Source organism: Anaerococcus murdochii, assembly GCF_019957155.1.
Taxonomy (GTDB): Bacteria; Bacillota; Clostridia; order Tissierellales; family Peptoniphilaceae; genus Anaerococcus; species Anaerococcus murdochii.
Window position 1 is genome coordinate 1,474,134 of record NZ_JAIPME010000002.1, and the last position, 16,487, is coordinate 1,490,620.

17 protein-coding genes are annotated in these 16,487 nt (G+C 34.3%); 13 read left to right on the forward strand and 4 right to left on the reverse strand.

Features of this window, described 5'->3' with window-relative positions; genetic code table 11:
- Positions 1–214: 214 nt before the first annotated feature.
- The 4 genes from K8P03_RS07465 to K8P03_RS07480 all read left to right on the forward strand — a co-directional run bounded on the left by K8P03_RS07465 (position 215) and on the right by K8P03_RS07480 (position 2,119).
- Positions 215–799 carry a hypothetical protein gene (locus K8P03_RS07465; RefSeq protein WP_223419974.1) on the forward strand — a complete coding sequence of 195 codons (585 nt, stop codon included), beginning with the start codon at positions 215–217 and terminating at the stop codon, positions 797–799.
- Positions 800–842: 43 nt separating this feature from the next.
- Positions 843–1,436: a hypothetical protein gene (locus tag K8P03_RS07470; RefSeq protein WP_223419976.1), complete on the forward strand. Its 594-nt coding sequence runs from the start codon at positions 843–845 to the stop codon at positions 1,434–1,436.
- Positions 1,437–1,529: 93 nt separating this feature from the next.
- Positions 1,530–1,823 (forward strand): hypothetical protein, encoded by a 294-nt coding sequence (locus K8P03_RS07475; protein ID WP_223419978.1) that lies wholly within the window; start codon positions 1,530–1,532, stop codon positions 1,821–1,823.
- A complete protein-coding gene (locus K8P03_RS07480; protein WP_223419980.1) occupies positions 1,823–2,119 on the forward strand; it encodes a hypothetical protein in 297 nt (98 codons plus the stop codon). Before K8P03_RS07475 ends, K8P03_RS07480 begins: the two co-directional genes overlap by 1 nt.
- Before the next feature lie 14 nt (positions 2,120–2,133).
- Here K8P03_RS07480 and K8P03_RS07485 read toward each other — a convergent pair whose 3' ends face one another.
- The 3 genes from K8P03_RS07485 to K8P03_RS07495 form a co-directional block, all read right to left on the reverse strand.
- Positions 2,134–2,841: a TraX family protein gene (locus K8P03_RS07485; RefSeq protein ID WP_223419983.1), complete on the reverse strand. Its 708-nt coding sequence runs from the start codon at positions 2,839–2,841 to the stop codon at positions 2,134–2,136.
- Positions 2,842–2,954: 113 nt separating this feature from the next.
- Positions 2,955–5,579, reverse strand: coding sequence for a pyruvate, phosphate dikinase (gene ppdK / locus K8P03_RS07490; RefSeq protein WP_223419985.1), 2,625 nt, complete (start codon positions 5,577–5,579; stop codon positions 2,955–2,957).
- 14 nt (positions 5,580–5,593) lie between these two features.
- The gene (locus tag K8P03_RS07495; RefSeq protein ID WP_223419987.1) at positions 5,594–6,391 is read right to left on the reverse strand and encodes a pyruvate, water dikinase regulatory protein; all 798 of its coding nucleotides are present in this window, start codon (positions 6,389–6,391) and stop codon (positions 5,594–5,596) included.
- 462 nt (positions 6,392–6,853) lie between these two features.
- On the opposite strand from K8P03_RS07495, the gene K8P03_RS07500 reads away from it, so the two are divergent.
- The 6 genes from K8P03_RS07500 to K8P03_RS07525 all read left to right on the forward strand — a co-directional run bounded on the left by K8P03_RS07500 (position 6,854) and on the right by K8P03_RS07525 (position 13,254).
- Positions 6,854–9,490 (forward strand): valine--tRNA ligase, encoded by a 2,637-nt coding sequence (locus K8P03_RS07500; RefSeq protein ID WP_223419989.1) that lies wholly within the window; start codon positions 6,854–6,856, stop codon positions 9,488–9,490.
- Entirely contained in the window at positions 9,490–10,224 is a 735-nt protein-coding gene (locus K8P03_RS07505) for a class I SAM-dependent DNA methyltransferase (protein ID WP_223419992.1), read from the forward strand. Before K8P03_RS07500 ends, K8P03_RS07505 begins: the two co-directional genes overlap by 1 nt.
- Positions 10,221–10,421, forward strand: a complete 201-nt coding sequence (locus K8P03_RS07510; protein ID WP_223419994.1) for a cold-shock protein — start codon at positions 10,221–10,223, stop codon at positions 10,419–10,421. The genes K8P03_RS07505 and K8P03_RS07510 overlap by 4 nt, the downstream gene beginning before the upstream one ends.
- 110 nt (positions 10,422–10,531) lie before the next feature.
- Positions 10,532–10,900, forward strand: coding sequence for a zinc ribbon domain-containing protein (locus tag K8P03_RS07515; RefSeq protein WP_223419996.1), 369 nt, complete (start codon positions 10,532–10,534; stop codon positions 10,898–10,900).
- Positions 10,893–12,476 (forward strand): ATP-binding cassette domain-containing protein, encoded by a 1,584-nt coding sequence (locus tag K8P03_RS07520; RefSeq protein ID WP_223419998.1) that lies wholly within the window; start codon positions 10,893–10,895, stop codon positions 12,474–12,476. The genes K8P03_RS07515 and K8P03_RS07520 overlap by 8 nt, the downstream gene beginning before the upstream one ends.
- Complete coding sequence (locus K8P03_RS07525; RefSeq protein WP_223420001.1) at positions 12,460–13,254, forward strand: ABC transporter permease; 795 nt, start codon at positions 12,460–12,462, stop codon at positions 13,252–13,254. The genes K8P03_RS07520 and K8P03_RS07525 overlap by 17 nt, the downstream gene beginning before the upstream one ends.
- 22 nt (positions 13,255–13,276) lie before the next feature.
- On the opposite strand, the gene K8P03_RS07530 is transcribed toward K8P03_RS07525, so the two are convergent.
- Entirely contained in the window at positions 13,277–13,573 is a 297-nt protein-coding gene (locus K8P03_RS07530; protein WP_223420003.1) for a rhodanese-like domain-containing protein, read from the reverse strand.
- 89 nt (positions 13,574–13,662) lie between these two features.
- Here K8P03_RS07530 and pcp point away from each other — a divergent pair, with 89 nt between their 5' ends.
- The 3 genes from pcp to K8P03_RS07545 all read left to right on the forward strand — a co-directional run bounded on the left by pcp (position 13,663) and on the right by K8P03_RS07545 (position 16,409).
- The gene (gene pcp / locus K8P03_RS07535; protein WP_223420006.1) at positions 13,663–14,307 is read left to right on the forward strand and encodes a pyroglutamyl-peptidase I; all 645 of its coding nucleotides are present in this window, start codon (positions 13,663–13,665) and stop codon (positions 14,305–14,307) included.
- Positions 14,307–15,311, forward strand: coding sequence for an alpha/beta fold hydrolase (locus tag K8P03_RS07540; RefSeq protein ID WP_223420009.1), 1,005 nt, complete (start codon positions 14,307–14,309; stop codon positions 15,309–15,311). Before pcp ends, K8P03_RS07540 begins: the two co-directional genes overlap by 1 nt.
- A gap of 90 nt (positions 15,312–15,401) precedes the next feature.
- The gene (locus K8P03_RS07545; RefSeq protein ID WP_223420011.1) at positions 15,402–16,409 is read left to right on the forward strand and encodes a CAP domain-containing protein; all 1,008 of its coding nucleotides are present in this window, start codon (positions 15,402–15,404) and stop codon (positions 16,407–16,409) included.
- Positions 16,410–16,487 lie beyond the last annotated feature (78 nt).

Genomic DNA, 16,487 nt, shown 5'->3' on the forward strand with positions numbered 1-16,487 from the left:
TATAGAGGATCAAAAAATGTATAAGAGCACAGATTGGGAAAAGGAAGTTAAAATCTTGCCCATGGGTGCCAAGGTATGGATGGTACTTTTGCTTATCTTCTTATTAATAATTCTATAAAAGTTTACAAGCGGCTTCGGCCGCTTTTTTTGTGAAATTTATTTAGGAAATCCTTTTTTTGGGTATTATATAAGTAACAAGATAAAGGAGGATAAGATGAAAAAGTTTTTGTTAATTTGTGCCCTAGCCCTTGCTATTACAGGCTGTAATAAGGAAGCCAATCTAGAAGAAGGTGTAAAAATAAGTGAGGCTAAGACAAATGTGGATGTGGAAGAGTATTTTAGCAAAGAAAAGAATTTAGACCTTGCCTATAATACTTATTCCCTAAAAGGACTTGATACAGAAAAACTAGAAATGAACTTATTTACTATAAAAGACGGGGAAGTTTCTAACTTTGTAGATGGACCTTTAATTGATGCTAAAGAAAATTCTTTGCTTGGTATTGGTTTTAATGAAAATTCCTATACAGACTTTAGGATAGAAGGAGATAAAGTAAATTATAATTCAACTTATAAGTCAGATGCCGCTATGGACAAGGACTATTTTAACAAGACTTATTGGCTAGACCAAGCTGATATAAAAGATAAGGAGTCAACCATCCTCTTTGTTGGCATGTCTAAAGATGATAAGGATATTGATATAAAAAATATCACAAAAGAAGACCTTAAAAAAATGACTGATGAAGATAAGGACCTTAAAATATTGGCCTATGAACTTATTTTGGATAAGGAGGCAGAGTAATTTTTATATGCTGATTTAATTCCAAGGCACTAAGGAGATTGAAATGAAAAAGAAAAATATACTATTAAGTCTATTGCTCATAATAATCCTAGGGGCATGCAAAATCGAAAGCCAAAGTCCTGGGGAAGTGGGACTTGTAAAAGAAGATTTTGACCTTGATCTCATGGATAAATATGATGGTGGCAATATTGTCGATTTTGGAACTGGAGTTTATTCCATTAAGGGCGGCAAAGACTCAAATCTTAAACTGAAACTCACAAGTTTTGACAATGGAGAAGAAAATAAAATTTTTGAAATTAGCCTTCCAGATTTGGAAGAAGGGGAAAAACTAGGTTTTGAACTTTCTTCAAACCAAGTCAACGTTTATGAGATTTCAGACAAGAAAATTTCCCAAGTTACTAAATTTGATTATGAAAATCAAGTTTTTACAAATGGGGAATTCAAGGTTTCGGAATGGACAGAAGGCGGATTACTTAAGGAAAATAAGCCTTTCCCTGTATTTGCAGCCTTCCTTGTTGATTCAAATGAATTTTCATTTATAGGCATAGGAAATCCAGATTTTAGGTCTCAATTTAAAGATAATAAAGATCTATCGGCCCTAGTTTTGGAATTAAATATAAGCGATGATGAGAAATAGCAGTGGTCAAATCCACTGTTTTTTTCTTAAATATTTTGATGGTGTGGGATTTTATATTAGGTAAAGTATAGATTTTATAAGAAAGGATAAAATATGGAAATTCTAGGAAAAGCACTTTATTTATTACTTATTATAGTTTTTATGAGATTTTTCTATTTTGTGTTGAGAAAATCTTTTGAAGATAAAAATTCAACTACAGTGAAAATGGCAACAAGAGACATTGTCTTATCTATCTATACAATAGCGATTCTTTCACTATTTGCCATAGCGATTTTTATCCCGGCTGTGGGAATGACAAAAAGAGCTCTTGCAGGAGTTGTAGCTATCTTGATGTCAATATATTTTGGAATCATAGTTAAGAAATATATAAAAAAGGAAGCTTTCTAATGTGGCTTATTTTTGGGGCGGGTGCAATAATTACCGCCCTTTTAAATATAATGAATTTCAAAAACCTATCTGATCTTTTTAGATTTTTGTCTTTATCTATCACAAGCCTTACCGTCTGCGCTTTTTACGCCGATGGGGCAGGAAGAGTTGTTAGAGAGGATTGGAGCGGCATAATGGATACCATACCAACCATATCTAAGGCCCTTTGGATTTGTGTGGCTCTTTCAATTCTTATAAATTCCATTTCATTAATAAAATCTCATAGAAAAAAATTGCAAAATAAAAAGGCAGCTTAAAATTAAGCTGTATTTTAGATTTTAAAGACCATTCTTATTATTCCGAATATTAGCAAATGTACTGGATAAAATAGGTAGTTAAATATTTTATTTTGTTTGCCCTTTTCTCCGTTATAGAAAAGTACAGTTGCAAAACCCAGGATGGCGTATATTTCCTTAATTATCACAAGGTAGGAAAGTCCTGATGCCAGATGTCTTTTGTCATAGAAAAGATAGTATAGGTAAATTATTATAATGGCATAGTACTCATAGTCAGATGAAATGAGCATGGAGCCTAGGCTTGAAAGGACAACTATTAAGATAGAAACAAAAATCCATAGGGGTCTTTTTTTAATGTAATCTTTTAATTTATCAATTACCATGATTGTAAATAGTCCAAGGGCGAGGCCCCAGAGAATATTTTGTGACCAGGTATTTACAAATTCAGCCGACTGGAACATATCGTAAGGAATTTCAGAAATTACCGCAAAAATCAAAAGATTCCTTAAATATGACCAGCGTGATTTTGTTTTGAAAAAACCTTCCACAACCATAAAGGCAAAGATTGGAAAGGCAATCCTTCCCAAGATGTCAAAGATTGTTGTAATAATGACCATAGGGCCAGTTCCTGTTAAAAATGGTGTTATGATTGCCTTGTTGAAATGGTCTATAAACATTGAAGCGAAGGCTATATATTTTAATTGGGCACCGTTTATGCCCTTGATGCTTTTTATTTTTTCCATAAAATCTCCTTTAAGATTATTTGAAGATTTTATCCCAAATATATAAAAATTGCAAATTTTAGGCGAAAAAATCTCCGACTAGGATTTTTCCTAGTCGGAGATTAGTTTTAATCTTATTTATTTTTTTCAATTGCTGCTTGGGCTGCTGCAAGTTTAGCGATTGGAATTCTAAATGGTGAACAAGATACATAGTCAAGACCTACGTTGTATAGGTATTTAACAGTGTTTGGTTCTCCACCGTGCTCACCACAGATACCTAGGTGGAGGGCAGGATTAGATTTTCTACCTTTTTCAACAGCTGTTTCTACTAAGAAACCAACACCTTTTTGGTCTAGAACTTGGAAAGGATCCTTTTCTAGGATGTCTTTTTCGATGTATGCTGGTAGGAATTTACCTGCGTCATCTCTTGATAGACCGAAGGTCATTTGTGTCAAGTCGTTTGTACCAAAGCTGAAGAAGTCTGTGATTTGTGCGATTTCATCGGCAGTGATAGCAGCTCTTGGAATTTCAATCATGGTACCAAGTAGGTATTTGATTTCCATGCCTTGTTCTTCAAAGACTTTTTCGATTTCTTTTACAACTATATCTTTTACATAGGCAAGTTCGTGAACATCTGAAGATAGTGGAATCATGATTTCTGGAACTACATTTACGCCTTCTTTATTTAGTCTAATAGCAGCTTGCATGATTGCTCTTGCTTGCATTCTAGAGATTTCTGGATAGATAACGCCTAGTCTTAGACCTCTGAAACCTAACATTGGGTTTACTTCTTGAAGTTCTGAAATTCTTTCGTGAACTCTTGCTGGTTGGATTTTTAATTCTAGGGCAAGGTCAGCTATTTCTTTTTCTCCCTTTGGTAGGAATTCGTGAAGTGGTGGGTCAAGAAGTCTTACAGTTACTGGTCTTTCTTCCATTAATTTATAAATTTGATAGAAGTCTTCTTCTTGCATTGGAAGAATCTTATCAAGGGCAGCTTGTCTTGTTTCAACGTCAGCAGCAAGGATCATCTTTCTAACTTGGAAAATCCTGTCATCTGCAAAGAACATGTGCTCTGTCCTACATAGACCAATACCTTCAGCACCAAATTCTAGGGCTTGTTTAGCATCTCTTGGTGTATCAGCGTTTGTTCTAACTTTCATATCCCTATACTCATCAACCCATTGCATGAATTTACCAAAAGCACCGTGCATTTGTGGTGGTTGGGTAGCAAGGGCACCTGCAAAGATTTCACCAGTTGAACCGTCAATTGAGATTGTATCTTCGCTAGTTAGGACAACATCGCCTACTCTTAATGTATGTTCAAGTTCGTTAACGTGGATATCTTGGGCACCAGATACACAGCACTTACCCATACCTCTTGCAACTACTGCTGCGTGGGAAGTCATACCGCCTCTTGCAGTAAGGATACCAACTGCTGATACCATACCTTCAAGGTCTTCTGGGCTTGTTTCTTCACGAACAAGGATAACTGTTTCGCCGTCTTTTGCTCTTCTAGCTGCTTCAGGTGCTGAGAAAGCAATCTTACCAACAGCTGCTCCTGGAGATGCGGCAAGACCCTTTGTTAAAGCTTGGGCTTTTTTAACAGCTTCTTGAGTGAAGGTTGGGTGGAGAAGTCCGTCAAGATCTTGTGGGTTGACTCTTAATAGGGCTTCTTTTTCGTCAACTAATCCTTCTTCTACCATATCTACTGCTACTTGGACAGCTGCTTGGGCAGTTCTCTTACCATTTCTAGTTTGAAGTAGGTAAAGCTTGCCCTCTTGGATAGTAAATTCCATATCTTGCATGTCTTTGTAGTGTTTTTCAAGAGTTTGTGCTGTATTATAAAATTCATCATAAACTTCAGGCATTAATTCGTGAAGGTGGCTGATTGGTTCTGGTGTACGAACACCTGCTACTACGTCTTCACCTTGAGCGTTCATTAGGTATTCACCGTAAAGTACGTTTTCACCAGTTGCTGGGTTTCTTGAGAAAGCAACACCAGTACCAGAAGTTTCTCCCATGTTACCAAATACCATGGTTTGAACGTTTACAGCTGTACCCATTTTATCATCAATATCGTTTAACTTTCTATATAGGATAGCTCTTGGGTTATTCCATGAAGAAAATACTGCTGAAATAGCAAGGTCAAGTTGTTTTCTAGGATCTTGTGGGAATTCTTCTCCAGCAAGTTCTTTGTAAACTACCTTATATTTTTCAACAACGTCAACAAAGTCTTCTGCTACTAGGTCGTGGTCTGTTTTTACGCCTTTTTCCTCTTTTTTAGCTGTTAGGACTTCTTCAAATTTGTTTTTGTCAAGGCCCATAGCAACGTCAGCAAACATTTGGATAAATCTTCTGTAAGAATCATAGGCAAATCTCTTGTTGTTTGTCTTATTTTCAAGGCCTTTAACAGCTATATCGTTAAGACCAAGGTTTAAGATTGTATCCATCATACCTGGCATTGAAATAGGAGCGCCTGATCTAACTGATACTAGAAGTGGGTCTTCGTTGTTACCAAAGGTCTTGCCATTGTGTTTTTCAAGGTCTTTGATGTGGTTTGTGATTTCTTCATTTAAGGCATCCCAAAGTTTTTTGTCTTCTTTGTAATATCTAATACATGCCTCAGTTGTTACAGAAAAACCATATGGTACATTGATTCCCATATTTGTCATTTCTGCTAGGTTTGCACCCTTGCCGCCTAGAAGGTCTCTCATTGTTTTGTTACCTTCATCGAAATTGTAAACGTATTTTGTGCTCATAATTTTTTCCCTTTCTATATTTTATTTAATTTGCTTGTGATAATTTCTGAAGTTTCTTCTATAGACCTGTAAGTCACATCAATGATTGTGCAGTCCAAGTCATTCATAAGCTCAAGTGCATAATCGATTTCCTTGCCTATTCTTTCCTTTGACGAATAAAGAGAATCTACAGATAAGCCCAAAGACTTGAGTCTTTCTTCCCTGATTTTTTTTAGGACATCCTTATCGATTGTAAGGCCAAAGATCTTATTTGGATCTATTTCAAATAATTCTTGTGGGACCTTTGAGTCTACAAGGATTGGAATGTTGCTTACCTTATATCCCATACTCGCAAGATACATGGATAGGGGAGTCTTAGAAGATCTTGAAACTCCAATTATTGCTATGTCACAATATGCGAGTCCCCTAAAATCTTGTCCATCGTCAAAATCAATGGCAAAATCAAGGGCTGCTAGCCTCCTCTGGTGGACTGGGTCTAAGGAATTTTTGTTTTTCTTATTTTGTGGAAGATTTTCCAAAAACTCATTCATTTCCCTTACAGAATAATCTATTAGACCAATTTCCCTAAGGTTTCTACTAGCTAGGTAGTTTTTGACATAGGCCTTCATTTTAGAATCTCTAAATGAGTGGTAAATTATCGAAGAATTTGAATCTGTAATTGATGTTAGTAGCTTAGTTAAGTTTTCTCTATTAATAATCCTATCAAAAATCTTTATTTCATAGGGTTGATTAAAGTGGCTCATAGTTTCTTTTACTATATCTATTAGGCCAATAGAGCTACCATCTGAGATTATATATACTATTAATTTCATAATTTCTCCTACACCAAGACTCTATAGCTATTATACCAAAAAAATTAAAATAATGAAAATATTTTCATCAAAAATTTATAAATATCCTTAATTAATAGAAAATCTTATGATAATCATAGGCTTTTTATCAATATTTTTCATATTTATTAGAAAAAGGAAATCAATATCATGTAAGAGATTGACATTAAGATAACAAAGATAAAAAACATTGACTTTTGGGGATTTATTAATATAATAATCCCAACAGTTTAATACTAACAATGAAAGAGGATTAGCCTAGGAAGTCCTTTAGAGAGAAGATGGTTGGTGAAAATCTTTGGAATAAATAGGTGAAGGTTGCTTTCATATATGTTAATGTAGCATGCATAAATGCAAAGAGAGTCTTTTTATAAGAAATTTAGGTGGTAACGCGATAATTCGTCCTAGAATGCGTTGCCATTTTTTTAATTGAGAGGAGAAAATATGGATACAAAATATAGTCCACAGGATTTTGAGAAAAAAATCTACAAAGAATGGGAAGAAGGCGGCTATTTTAAGGCAGGAGTAAATCCTGACAAAAAACCATTTACAATTGTTATGCCACCACCAAATGTTACAGGCCAACTCCACTTAGGCCACGCCCTAAATAACACTTTGCAAGATATTATTATTAGGTATAAGAGGCTAGCTGGTTTTGAAGCCCTTTGGATACCAGGCACTGACCATGCTTCTATTTCTACAGAAGCAAAGGTAGTTGGGAAGATTGCCAAAGAAGGAAAAACCAAGGCGGACCTCGGCAGGGATGGTTTCCTTAAGGAAGCTTGGGATTGGACCCACGAATACGGCGGCACAATCAAAAGACAACTAAGGACAATAGGTGTTTCTTGCGACTGGGATCACGATTCCTTCACCATGGATGAAAACTTAACTTGTGCTGTTAAAAGAGTTTTCAAAAAAATGTACGATGACGGTTTGATTTATAGGGGCAACAGGATTGTAAACTGGGATCCAATGGCTGAAACTGCTATTTCAGATGCAGAAGTTTACCACAAAGACCAAAAAGGCAAGCTTTGGTATATCAAATACCATTATGAAGATTCTGATGATTTTATAACCATCGCTACAACCCGTCCAGAAACCATGCTAGGCGATTTGGCTGTGGCAGTAAATCCAGAAGATACAAGATTTAAAGATAAGATAGGCAAAAATTTAATTCTTCCACTTGTAGGTAGGAAAATTCCAATAATTGCTGACGATTATGTAGATATGGAATATGGTACAGGTTGTGTAAAAATAACCCCATCCCACGACCCTAACGACTTTGAAGTTGGCGCCCGCCACGACCTTGGCCAATGTGTTGTTCTTGACACTAAGGCCCACATTGTAGATGGCTATGGAAGATATTCTGGTATGGATAGGTATGAAGCTAGAAAAGCAATGCTAGCTGATCTTGAAGAGCAAGGATTACTTGTAAAAATCGAAGAAATCGACCACGCAGTTGGCTATTCTGAGAGAACTGATGTTGTAATCGAGCCACTTATTTCTAAGCAATGGTTTGTTAAGATGGATGGCTTTGCTAAGATGTGTATAGATGCCTACAATTCAGGCGAACTTACTCTTATTCCAGAAAACCTATCAAAAACCTATATGAACTGGCTTGAAAATATCAGAGACTGGACAATTTCCCGTCAGCTTTGGTGGGGTCACAGACTACCAGTTTTCTATACAGAAGACGGGGAAATCATAGTTTCAGAAGACGAACCAGATGAAAATGGCATGCTAGAAGGCAAAAAAGTAACCCAAGAAGAAGATACTCTCGATACTTGGTTCTCATCAGCTCTTTGGCCTTTCGCAACCCTAGGTTGGCCAGAAGAAAACGAAGAATTTGATTATTTCTTCCCAACAGATATTTTAATAACTGGCTATGACATAATCTTTTTCTGGGTAATAAGAATGGTATTTGCTTCTTTATATACAACTGGAAAAGTTCCGTTCTCCCACGTTTTATTTACAGGTCTAATCAGAGATAGCCAAGGCAGAAAAATGAGTAAATCACTTGGTAATGGTGTTGACCCAATAGACGTAGTTGATAAATACGGAGCAGACGCCCTTAGGTTTACCCTAATTACAGGCAATTCTCCAGGAAACGACATGAGATATGACGAAGATAGGCTCCTTGCATCTAGAAACTTTGCAAATAAGTTGTGGAATGCATCAAGATTTGTCCTTATGAATATAGATGAGTCTGATGATTTGGACTTTGATGGCAAAAATCTTACACTCGAAGATGAATGGATTCTAAAAAGGCTTAACCAAGTTATAGAAGACGTATCCAAAAACCTTGATAAATACGAAATAGGTCTGGCAGCTGATAGGATAGAGGACTTTATTTGGAACGAATATTGTGACTGGTATATAGAATTTGCTAAGATTAGACTTTATGGTGATGATGAAGAAGCAAAAGCTAATGTAAAGAAAGTTCTTCTTTACGTTCTAAAATCAATGCTAATCCTCCTTCATCCATTTATGCCATTTATAACAGAAGAAATTTATTCTTCCCTTCCAAACAAAAAGGACATGCTAATTGTTGAAGAATGGCCAGAGATTAAGGAAGAATTTAACTTCACTGAAGAAGAGAAAAACGTAAATTCTGTGATCAAGGCAATAACTGCAATCAGAAACCAAAGAGCAAGCCTAAATGTACCTGCAAAGACTAAGCAAAAATTAACTATAGTAGCAGAAAATGATAAAAATAAAGACTTACTTGAACAAATCAAGGCCCAATTTATCAACCTTGCTAGTGCAAGCGAAGTAGAAGTTTTAGAAAAGTCTCAAGCTAATATTTCTGATGACGGTCTTGTAAAACTTGTCTTTAACGAATTTTCAGTTTATATGTCCCTAGATGAATTGATGGACTATGAAAAAGAAAGAGAACGTCTAAGAGGCGAGATTAAGAAAATCGAATCTGAAATCAAAAGGGCAGAAGGCAAGCTTTCAAACAAGGGCTTTACAGACAAGGCTCCAGAGGCTGTAGTAAATAAAGAAAAAGAAAAACTAGCAGACTATAAGGATCTTTTAGAAAAAACAAAGGCCAGCCTTGAAGAAATAAAGGATAAGTAATGTACGGAGAGTTTTCCTATATCTATGATAAATTAAGTTTTGATATAGATTACGACTACTATGCTCAAAATATCAAGGATTTGGCCAAAGATTATAAAATTGGAAATGAGAATATGCTTGAGCTCGCTTGTGGCTCAGGCATGCTCACCCAATATTTTTTCGATGACTTTGATAGGATAGACGCCCTTGATATTTCAACAGATATGCTAAACTGTTTTGCAGAAAAATACGACAATGACAAGGTAAATCTCATCTATTATGACATGGTAGAATACGAGAAAAAAGACTTTTACGATCTAATAGTAATCCTTTTGGATAGTGTAAATTACGTCACAAATCCAGCTGACCTTGAGAAGTTATTTAGAAACTCCTATAACAACCTCAAGGACGATTCGCTTTTGGTTTTTGATATAAATTCAGAAATGAAAATGCGAGAAATTTTTGGGTCAGAATGTTATGTCTACGAGTATGAGGATATTTTCTATACTTGGGATAATTATATGGAAGATGACCTAATTGATATGAATCTAAACTTTTTCGTAGAAAATCCAGACGGAACATACAGGAGAATAGAAGAATACCAACAAGAAAGGATTTACGGGATTGACTATGTAAAAACTTTGCTTGAAAAGATTGGTTTTACTGATATAAGGATTTTTGACGAGGATACACTTGACGATGTAAATGAGGAAACTTTGAGAGTCCTATTTTCAGCAAGAAAGGCGGCAAAATGAGTATAGGTGTAGTTAAATTTTTTGATAATAAAAAAGGATTTGGCTTCATAAAATGGGGCGGAGAAGACCTCTTCGTCCATTTTTCAGATATTATTTCTGAGGAAGAATTTAAGAGGCTAGATACTGGAGATAATGTAGAATTTGAAAAAATAGATGCCCCAAGAGGCCCACAAGCAAAAAAAGTTAAGAAATTATAGTAAAAATCCCTCGGTTGAGGGATTTTTTTGCATATTGAATTTCTAATAAAATAATCAATTGATTAACAAGCTAAATTGTGCTAGTATAGAATCATAAGAAAGGATTAATTATGGATTTTTTAGACAGTGTTTTTTCAAAAGTTAGTAAGGCTTCTAACAAGGTTAGTGAATCTGCTAAAACAAAAATAGAAGAAAATAAACTAAAAAAAGAATATAAAAATTTGGAAGAAGAGATGAATCAAGCTCTAAGGCTTATGGGATGTGAGCTTTATGATAGGTTAGAAAAAGGCGAAAGTCTACCAGATTTTAAAGAGGAAAGAGAAAATATAAAAAAATTATATGAAAGACTCACAGACCTAAATAAGCAAATAATTATCCTAACAAATGCAACTAGAAAATGTCCTAATTGCGGGGCCATATATGAGGCAAACGCAAATTTTTGCCCTGTTTGCGGACAAAAGAGAGAATTAAATGGATAAGTATTTGTTAAAAGAAAAATGTCCTCAGTGTTCTTATGAATTAAAAATAGGCTATAAATATTGCCCTAATTGTGGAATTCTTGTAGGAAACGACGGGCCTAGGGTTAAGAGGACGTCTTTTATTGATTTAAAGGATACGACAAAAAAGACTGGACCAATTGCAAAACCTCTTATAGATATATATGACAATCTCAGTAAAAGCATAAATGCGTCAGATAAGATTTTAAATACCGATATTTATCCTCTTATAATTAAAATAGGTGAAAATCCCGAAATTATAAAGTTTAATAAGGAAATTATCTTAGAAAATGATGTTGTCTTAGCAAATGATTATAAGGGCTATTATATTGAGGTTAATCCAAGTTCGAACCTATTTGTAAACAAAAAAATTATAGACTCCACCAATAAATATTATCTTCATAACAATGATCTAATAGAATTAAAAGGCCTTATCCTAATTTATACAATTTTAGACCAGGAAGATGTTATATGGGAAAAGCAAAAAGTTGATGGAAGCTTTAACTTAGATGTCGATTTTATAAGATATGAAAATGCTAGACTTGTAATCAAGCCACCTTCTGAGGGACTTTTCTTAAATAATAAAAAAATTTATGATGAAATTTTATTTAATAATAATGATTTTGTCCAAAAAGACGGAAGGATGTTTATCCTAAGGGATGATTTCCTAATTTATCAAAAAGAATTAGAAGACTATCAGAAAAGATCCAAGGCTATTTTTGCTGTAAATATAGATAAGGATGATATCCTGGATGTAGATATTAAAGAAAAAGTGGTTATGACAGAAAATGGTCCTAAAACCCTACTTAAGGATATTAAATTTGAAGCAAAACCAGGGGAACTTATCTTAGTGCTAGGATCATCAGGAGCTGGCAAATCCACATTTTTCAATGAATTTTTAAATGAACATAACTCAAAGGCTCAAATAAGTATAGGCAATATAGACTTTGCCAAAAACTTTGATTTGGCCAAAAGAATGGTGTCGACAGTACCTCAATTTGACCTATCTAGAGACAATGATACGGTTTTTATGACTCTTAAAAACTCTGGGGAATTAAAACTTCCTAGGGACTTTACCAAGGATGATAACTTATTAGATGCTTACGTAATAGAAATCCTTGATATGATGAACCTTTCAAGGTTAAAAGAATCCTTAGTAAAAGATTTATCTGGAGGTGAGAGAAAAAGGCTATCCATAGCCAGTGAATATATTGCATCACCTGTAGTTTTTTTGCTAGATGAGCCAGATTCTGGGCTTGACGGCTATAATGCAAGGTCGATTATGGCAAACCTAAGGACAATAGCAGATAATGGCAAGATAATTATGGTAATTTCCCATAGCCCAGATAGGACTGTAGAATTATATGATAAAATCTTAGTTCTGGGTAAAAGTCAGACTGAAAATTGTGGTGAACTAGCCTTTTATGGAAGCCCAGATGAAGCTATGGAATTTTTTGATACAAAAAATATTGAAACAATTGTCGATAGACTTTTAGATGATACGGATTATTATGTAGAAAAATTTAATAAAGGGGAAAGAGATGAATTATCTATCTAAAAAAGAACAGATAAAAGTTTATTATGGAAAATTAATTAGGGATTTTAAAAATAAGTCAAAATTAGTAATTTTACTAGGAGCTATCACTACACCTTTAATAGTAAGGCTCATAACTGGTCCAGATAGTTTTTTAACAACATCGTCTGATGCTGGAACAGCTGTATTTATCTTGGCTTGTGCTTGTTTGTGGCTAGGGATTTTTAACTCCATCACATCAATTTGCAAGGAAAGAGACATAATAAAGCACGAATATAGGGAAGGACTAGATATAAAATCATATATAGCCAGTCATATGATCTTCGGTCTTTTGATAGTTTTAATAGAAGCTTTAATAATAACAATACTTCTTACAATTTTTTACCATCAAAATATGGATAATTATATTGTAATTCTTGGATTATTTATTAGTTTTTTCCTTATTATCTATGCTGCCAATGCCCTTGGAATTTTAATTTCTGCAGCAGTTAAAAATACAGAAATAGCAATGACTGTCATGCCTTTTGTCTTATTAATTCAACTGGTTTTGGCAGGAAATATCAAACTTGAAAAATTGTATCTCCAAGCCATATCATGCCTTATGATTAGTAAAAATGGCTATGATTCCATCTTAAGACTAACAGGTTTTACTGAAAGACCTGGGTCCTTCCATGGTGTTGGAAAATTTATTGACTACTCCAATGTAAGTCATTTTATAGTTTGTTGGTTGATGCTTATAGTCTTGTCAGTCCTATGTGGATACTTGGCAGGAAAAGTTTTAGAAAAAAACATAAACAAATAAAGGTCTTGCCTGGCAAGGCCTTTTATTTAATTAGCTTATAGTCAAAGAGTTCAACTCCTGGGGCAAGGCTTAGGTTTTTATAGCCAAGTGCAGCTAGTTTTTTAACAGCCATCTTAGATCTGCCATTTGTCCTGCAATGGATTATGAGTTTTTCATCTTTTCCAAGGTCAAAGTCATTTTCCAAAATTTTATCAAGTGGAATGTTTATGGCATTTTTGATGTGGCCATTTTTATATTCTTCTTCAGTTCTTACGTCGATAATTTTATATGTTGGGTCAAGTTTTAATAAGTCGTCGCCTGAAATTGCTTTAATATCCATACTTATCTCCTTTTCATCACTATACCATAAATTTATATTATTTTGTTTAAAAACTGACACTTTATGGTAAATAAATATAGAGGTGAATTATGAAAATTTTAATTACAGGATTTGATGCCTTTGGCGGAGAAAAAATAAACCCAGCAAGTCTAATTTTAAATAAGCTCGGAGATGAAATTGATGGTCACAGGTTAGAAAAACTCTTTCTTCCTACTAAGTTTGTTGGAAGTGCAGATATACTTGAAAAGAAAATAATCAAGACAAGGCCAGATATAATCATTTCTCTTGGTCAAGCAGGCGGGAGGACTGATATTACAGCAGAAAGGGTGGCTATAAATATAGCAGATGCTTCGATTGCTGATAACGATGGGAAGATGCCTATTGATGAAAAAATAAGATGGGATGGAGAAAATGCCTATTTTTCGACACTGCCAATTAAGGCAATAGTTGAAAATCTTAGAAAAGAAGAAATTCCTGCTTCAGTTTCAAACTCAGCTGGTACCTATGTTTGCAATTTCATCATGTATAACGACTTGTATTTTGCCGATAAATACAAAAATATATCAGCAGGCTTTATCCATGTCCCATATTTGCCAGCCCAGGTTTTAGATAAGAGGGGTATGGGATCTATGAGTCTTGAAAATATGGTCAAGGCTGTAGAAATTATTATAAAAACATCGATAGCATACAAGGGCAAGGAAGACTTGGCCAAAGCAGAAGGGAGGATATGCTAATGAACAAAATAATAATTATTTTATTAATTTTACTCATTCCACAAATTTATTATTTGATTAAGGAAATTCGTTATAAGTCACTTGATATGACAAAGAAGTTTTTTAGGAGGCAGACTGTAAAAAAAGATGGATTTTATGAGGAAGCCTACCTTACAAATACCGATGGTTTTGACTCTTTTGTAAGGATATTAAGTTGTGAAAATCCCAAGGCTATTGTTCAACTAATCCACGGTGTGGCAGAACATTCGGGAAATTATTTAGATTTTGCAAACTTTTTAAATAAAAATGGATACATAGTTGTAATAGGCGATCACAGGGGCCACGGCAAATCAATTTCAACTACCTATCCAAATGGCTATATGAAAAGGGCAGAAGAGATCGTGGACGATGAGATAATGGTTGCAAAATACATGAAAAAAGAATATCCAGGCCTTAAATATTATATGTTGGGCCATTCAATGGGATCTATGCTTGCTAGATTATTTATAAGGAAAAACGATGATTTAATAGACAAACTTATTTTAACTGGAACTGTGCCAACAAATCCTCTATCAGCCTTTGCCTTATTTTTCTTTAATATAGGATGTTTTTACTTTGGAGATAAGGGAGAAAGCAGGTTGATCGATGCCCTTGTTGGGGCAAAGGGTTTAGAATTTATATCTTATGATGGGGAAAATATAGAAATAAAAGCTAATGACCCACTTAGGATTTTTAAGTTTAAGACTGGTTATTCAAGGGTCTTAGTAGAGATTAATAAAAAATTAGGCCAAAAATCCACATATAAATGTAAAAATAAGGATTTGGAAATTTATAATATGGTTGGCGAAGATGACATTATAACCAAGGGAGATAAGGGAATTAAGTCCAGTCTAGATTTTTTAAAATCAATTGGTTATAAAAATATCCAAAATAAGGTCTATAAAAATATGAAACACGAAATTCTAAATGAAACCGACAAAAAAATGGTCTATGAGGATATATTGAATTTTTTTGAAGGTAAATAATTAAAGATTTTAATGTAACTTTACAATAAAATATTTTGTTATAAAAGTAACTTATGTTATAATAGTACTAATAAATATAAAGGAGCAGTCATGAAAAAAACAAAAAAAGTTCTAGCCTTAGCGCTATTAGCAAGTTTATCAGCAAATAGCCTAGCATTTGTAAATCCTCAAAGTGAAAATGTAGCTTATGCGAGCCAAAAGCTTGATTTTGGTATTTCTACAAAAAATTTTGAAAGTAAGGCTATCACCTTAAATTTAAAACAAGATGAGGAAAATAAATCTCAAGCACTTGCAGCAATTAGAAACTTAAGAGCAAAGATGTGGGATGAAAATGTACCATATATTTCTGATGCTGAATCAAATCCAACTAATATGAAGCTAAGAGAATATTTAAAGACTAAGGGAATCACATCAAAAGAAGCCTACATCAATAGAACAAAGTGGTCAACAGACCTTGAAAAAATAACCATTCAAAGGATGTATGAAGTTAGTCTTACAGGACTTTCTCACCAAAGACCTGACGGTAGTGATTGTGCTACAGCAGGGCTTCCAAGTGGTACAAGGACCTATGCTGAAATCCTTGCAAACAACTCTGATCCATATACACCTGAAAAAGCCTTCAATCAATGGGCTTACAGTAAGAGGGCAAATTATGGAGGCAAGAGTGAATATGATCTTCTGAAAGAATCAAACGGTGTTTACAACAACGGCAACGCCCACCTTCATATTATTCTTGACCCTGAATACGACCACATGGGTCTAAGCATAATTTATGCTGGTGACCTAAATTATGTAGGGGTTGAATTTGGCTACGCTGATAAGTCAGACTCAAATGCGACAGGTCTTGTTGGTGACTACACAATGTACTTTGGTCAAGCTAAGGAGGAAGAAAGCCCTAAAACAGATAAGAAACTTTCTAAAGAACAAAGAGAAAAATTAGAACAATCTATCAGCGAAAATAAGACACAAATATCAGCAGTAAAATTTTTGTTTGAAACAGCTCCAAAAAAGGTAGAGAAAGTCAAAGATAGACTTTTAGCACTGATGGATAAGTCAGAAAAATTAATTCAAAAAGCAGAAAAAATGTTACAACAATAAGTAATTACAATCCCCTAATCTTTTATGATTGGGGGATTTTCTAGTAAATTTTAAAAAATATAGTAAATTATAAGTAAA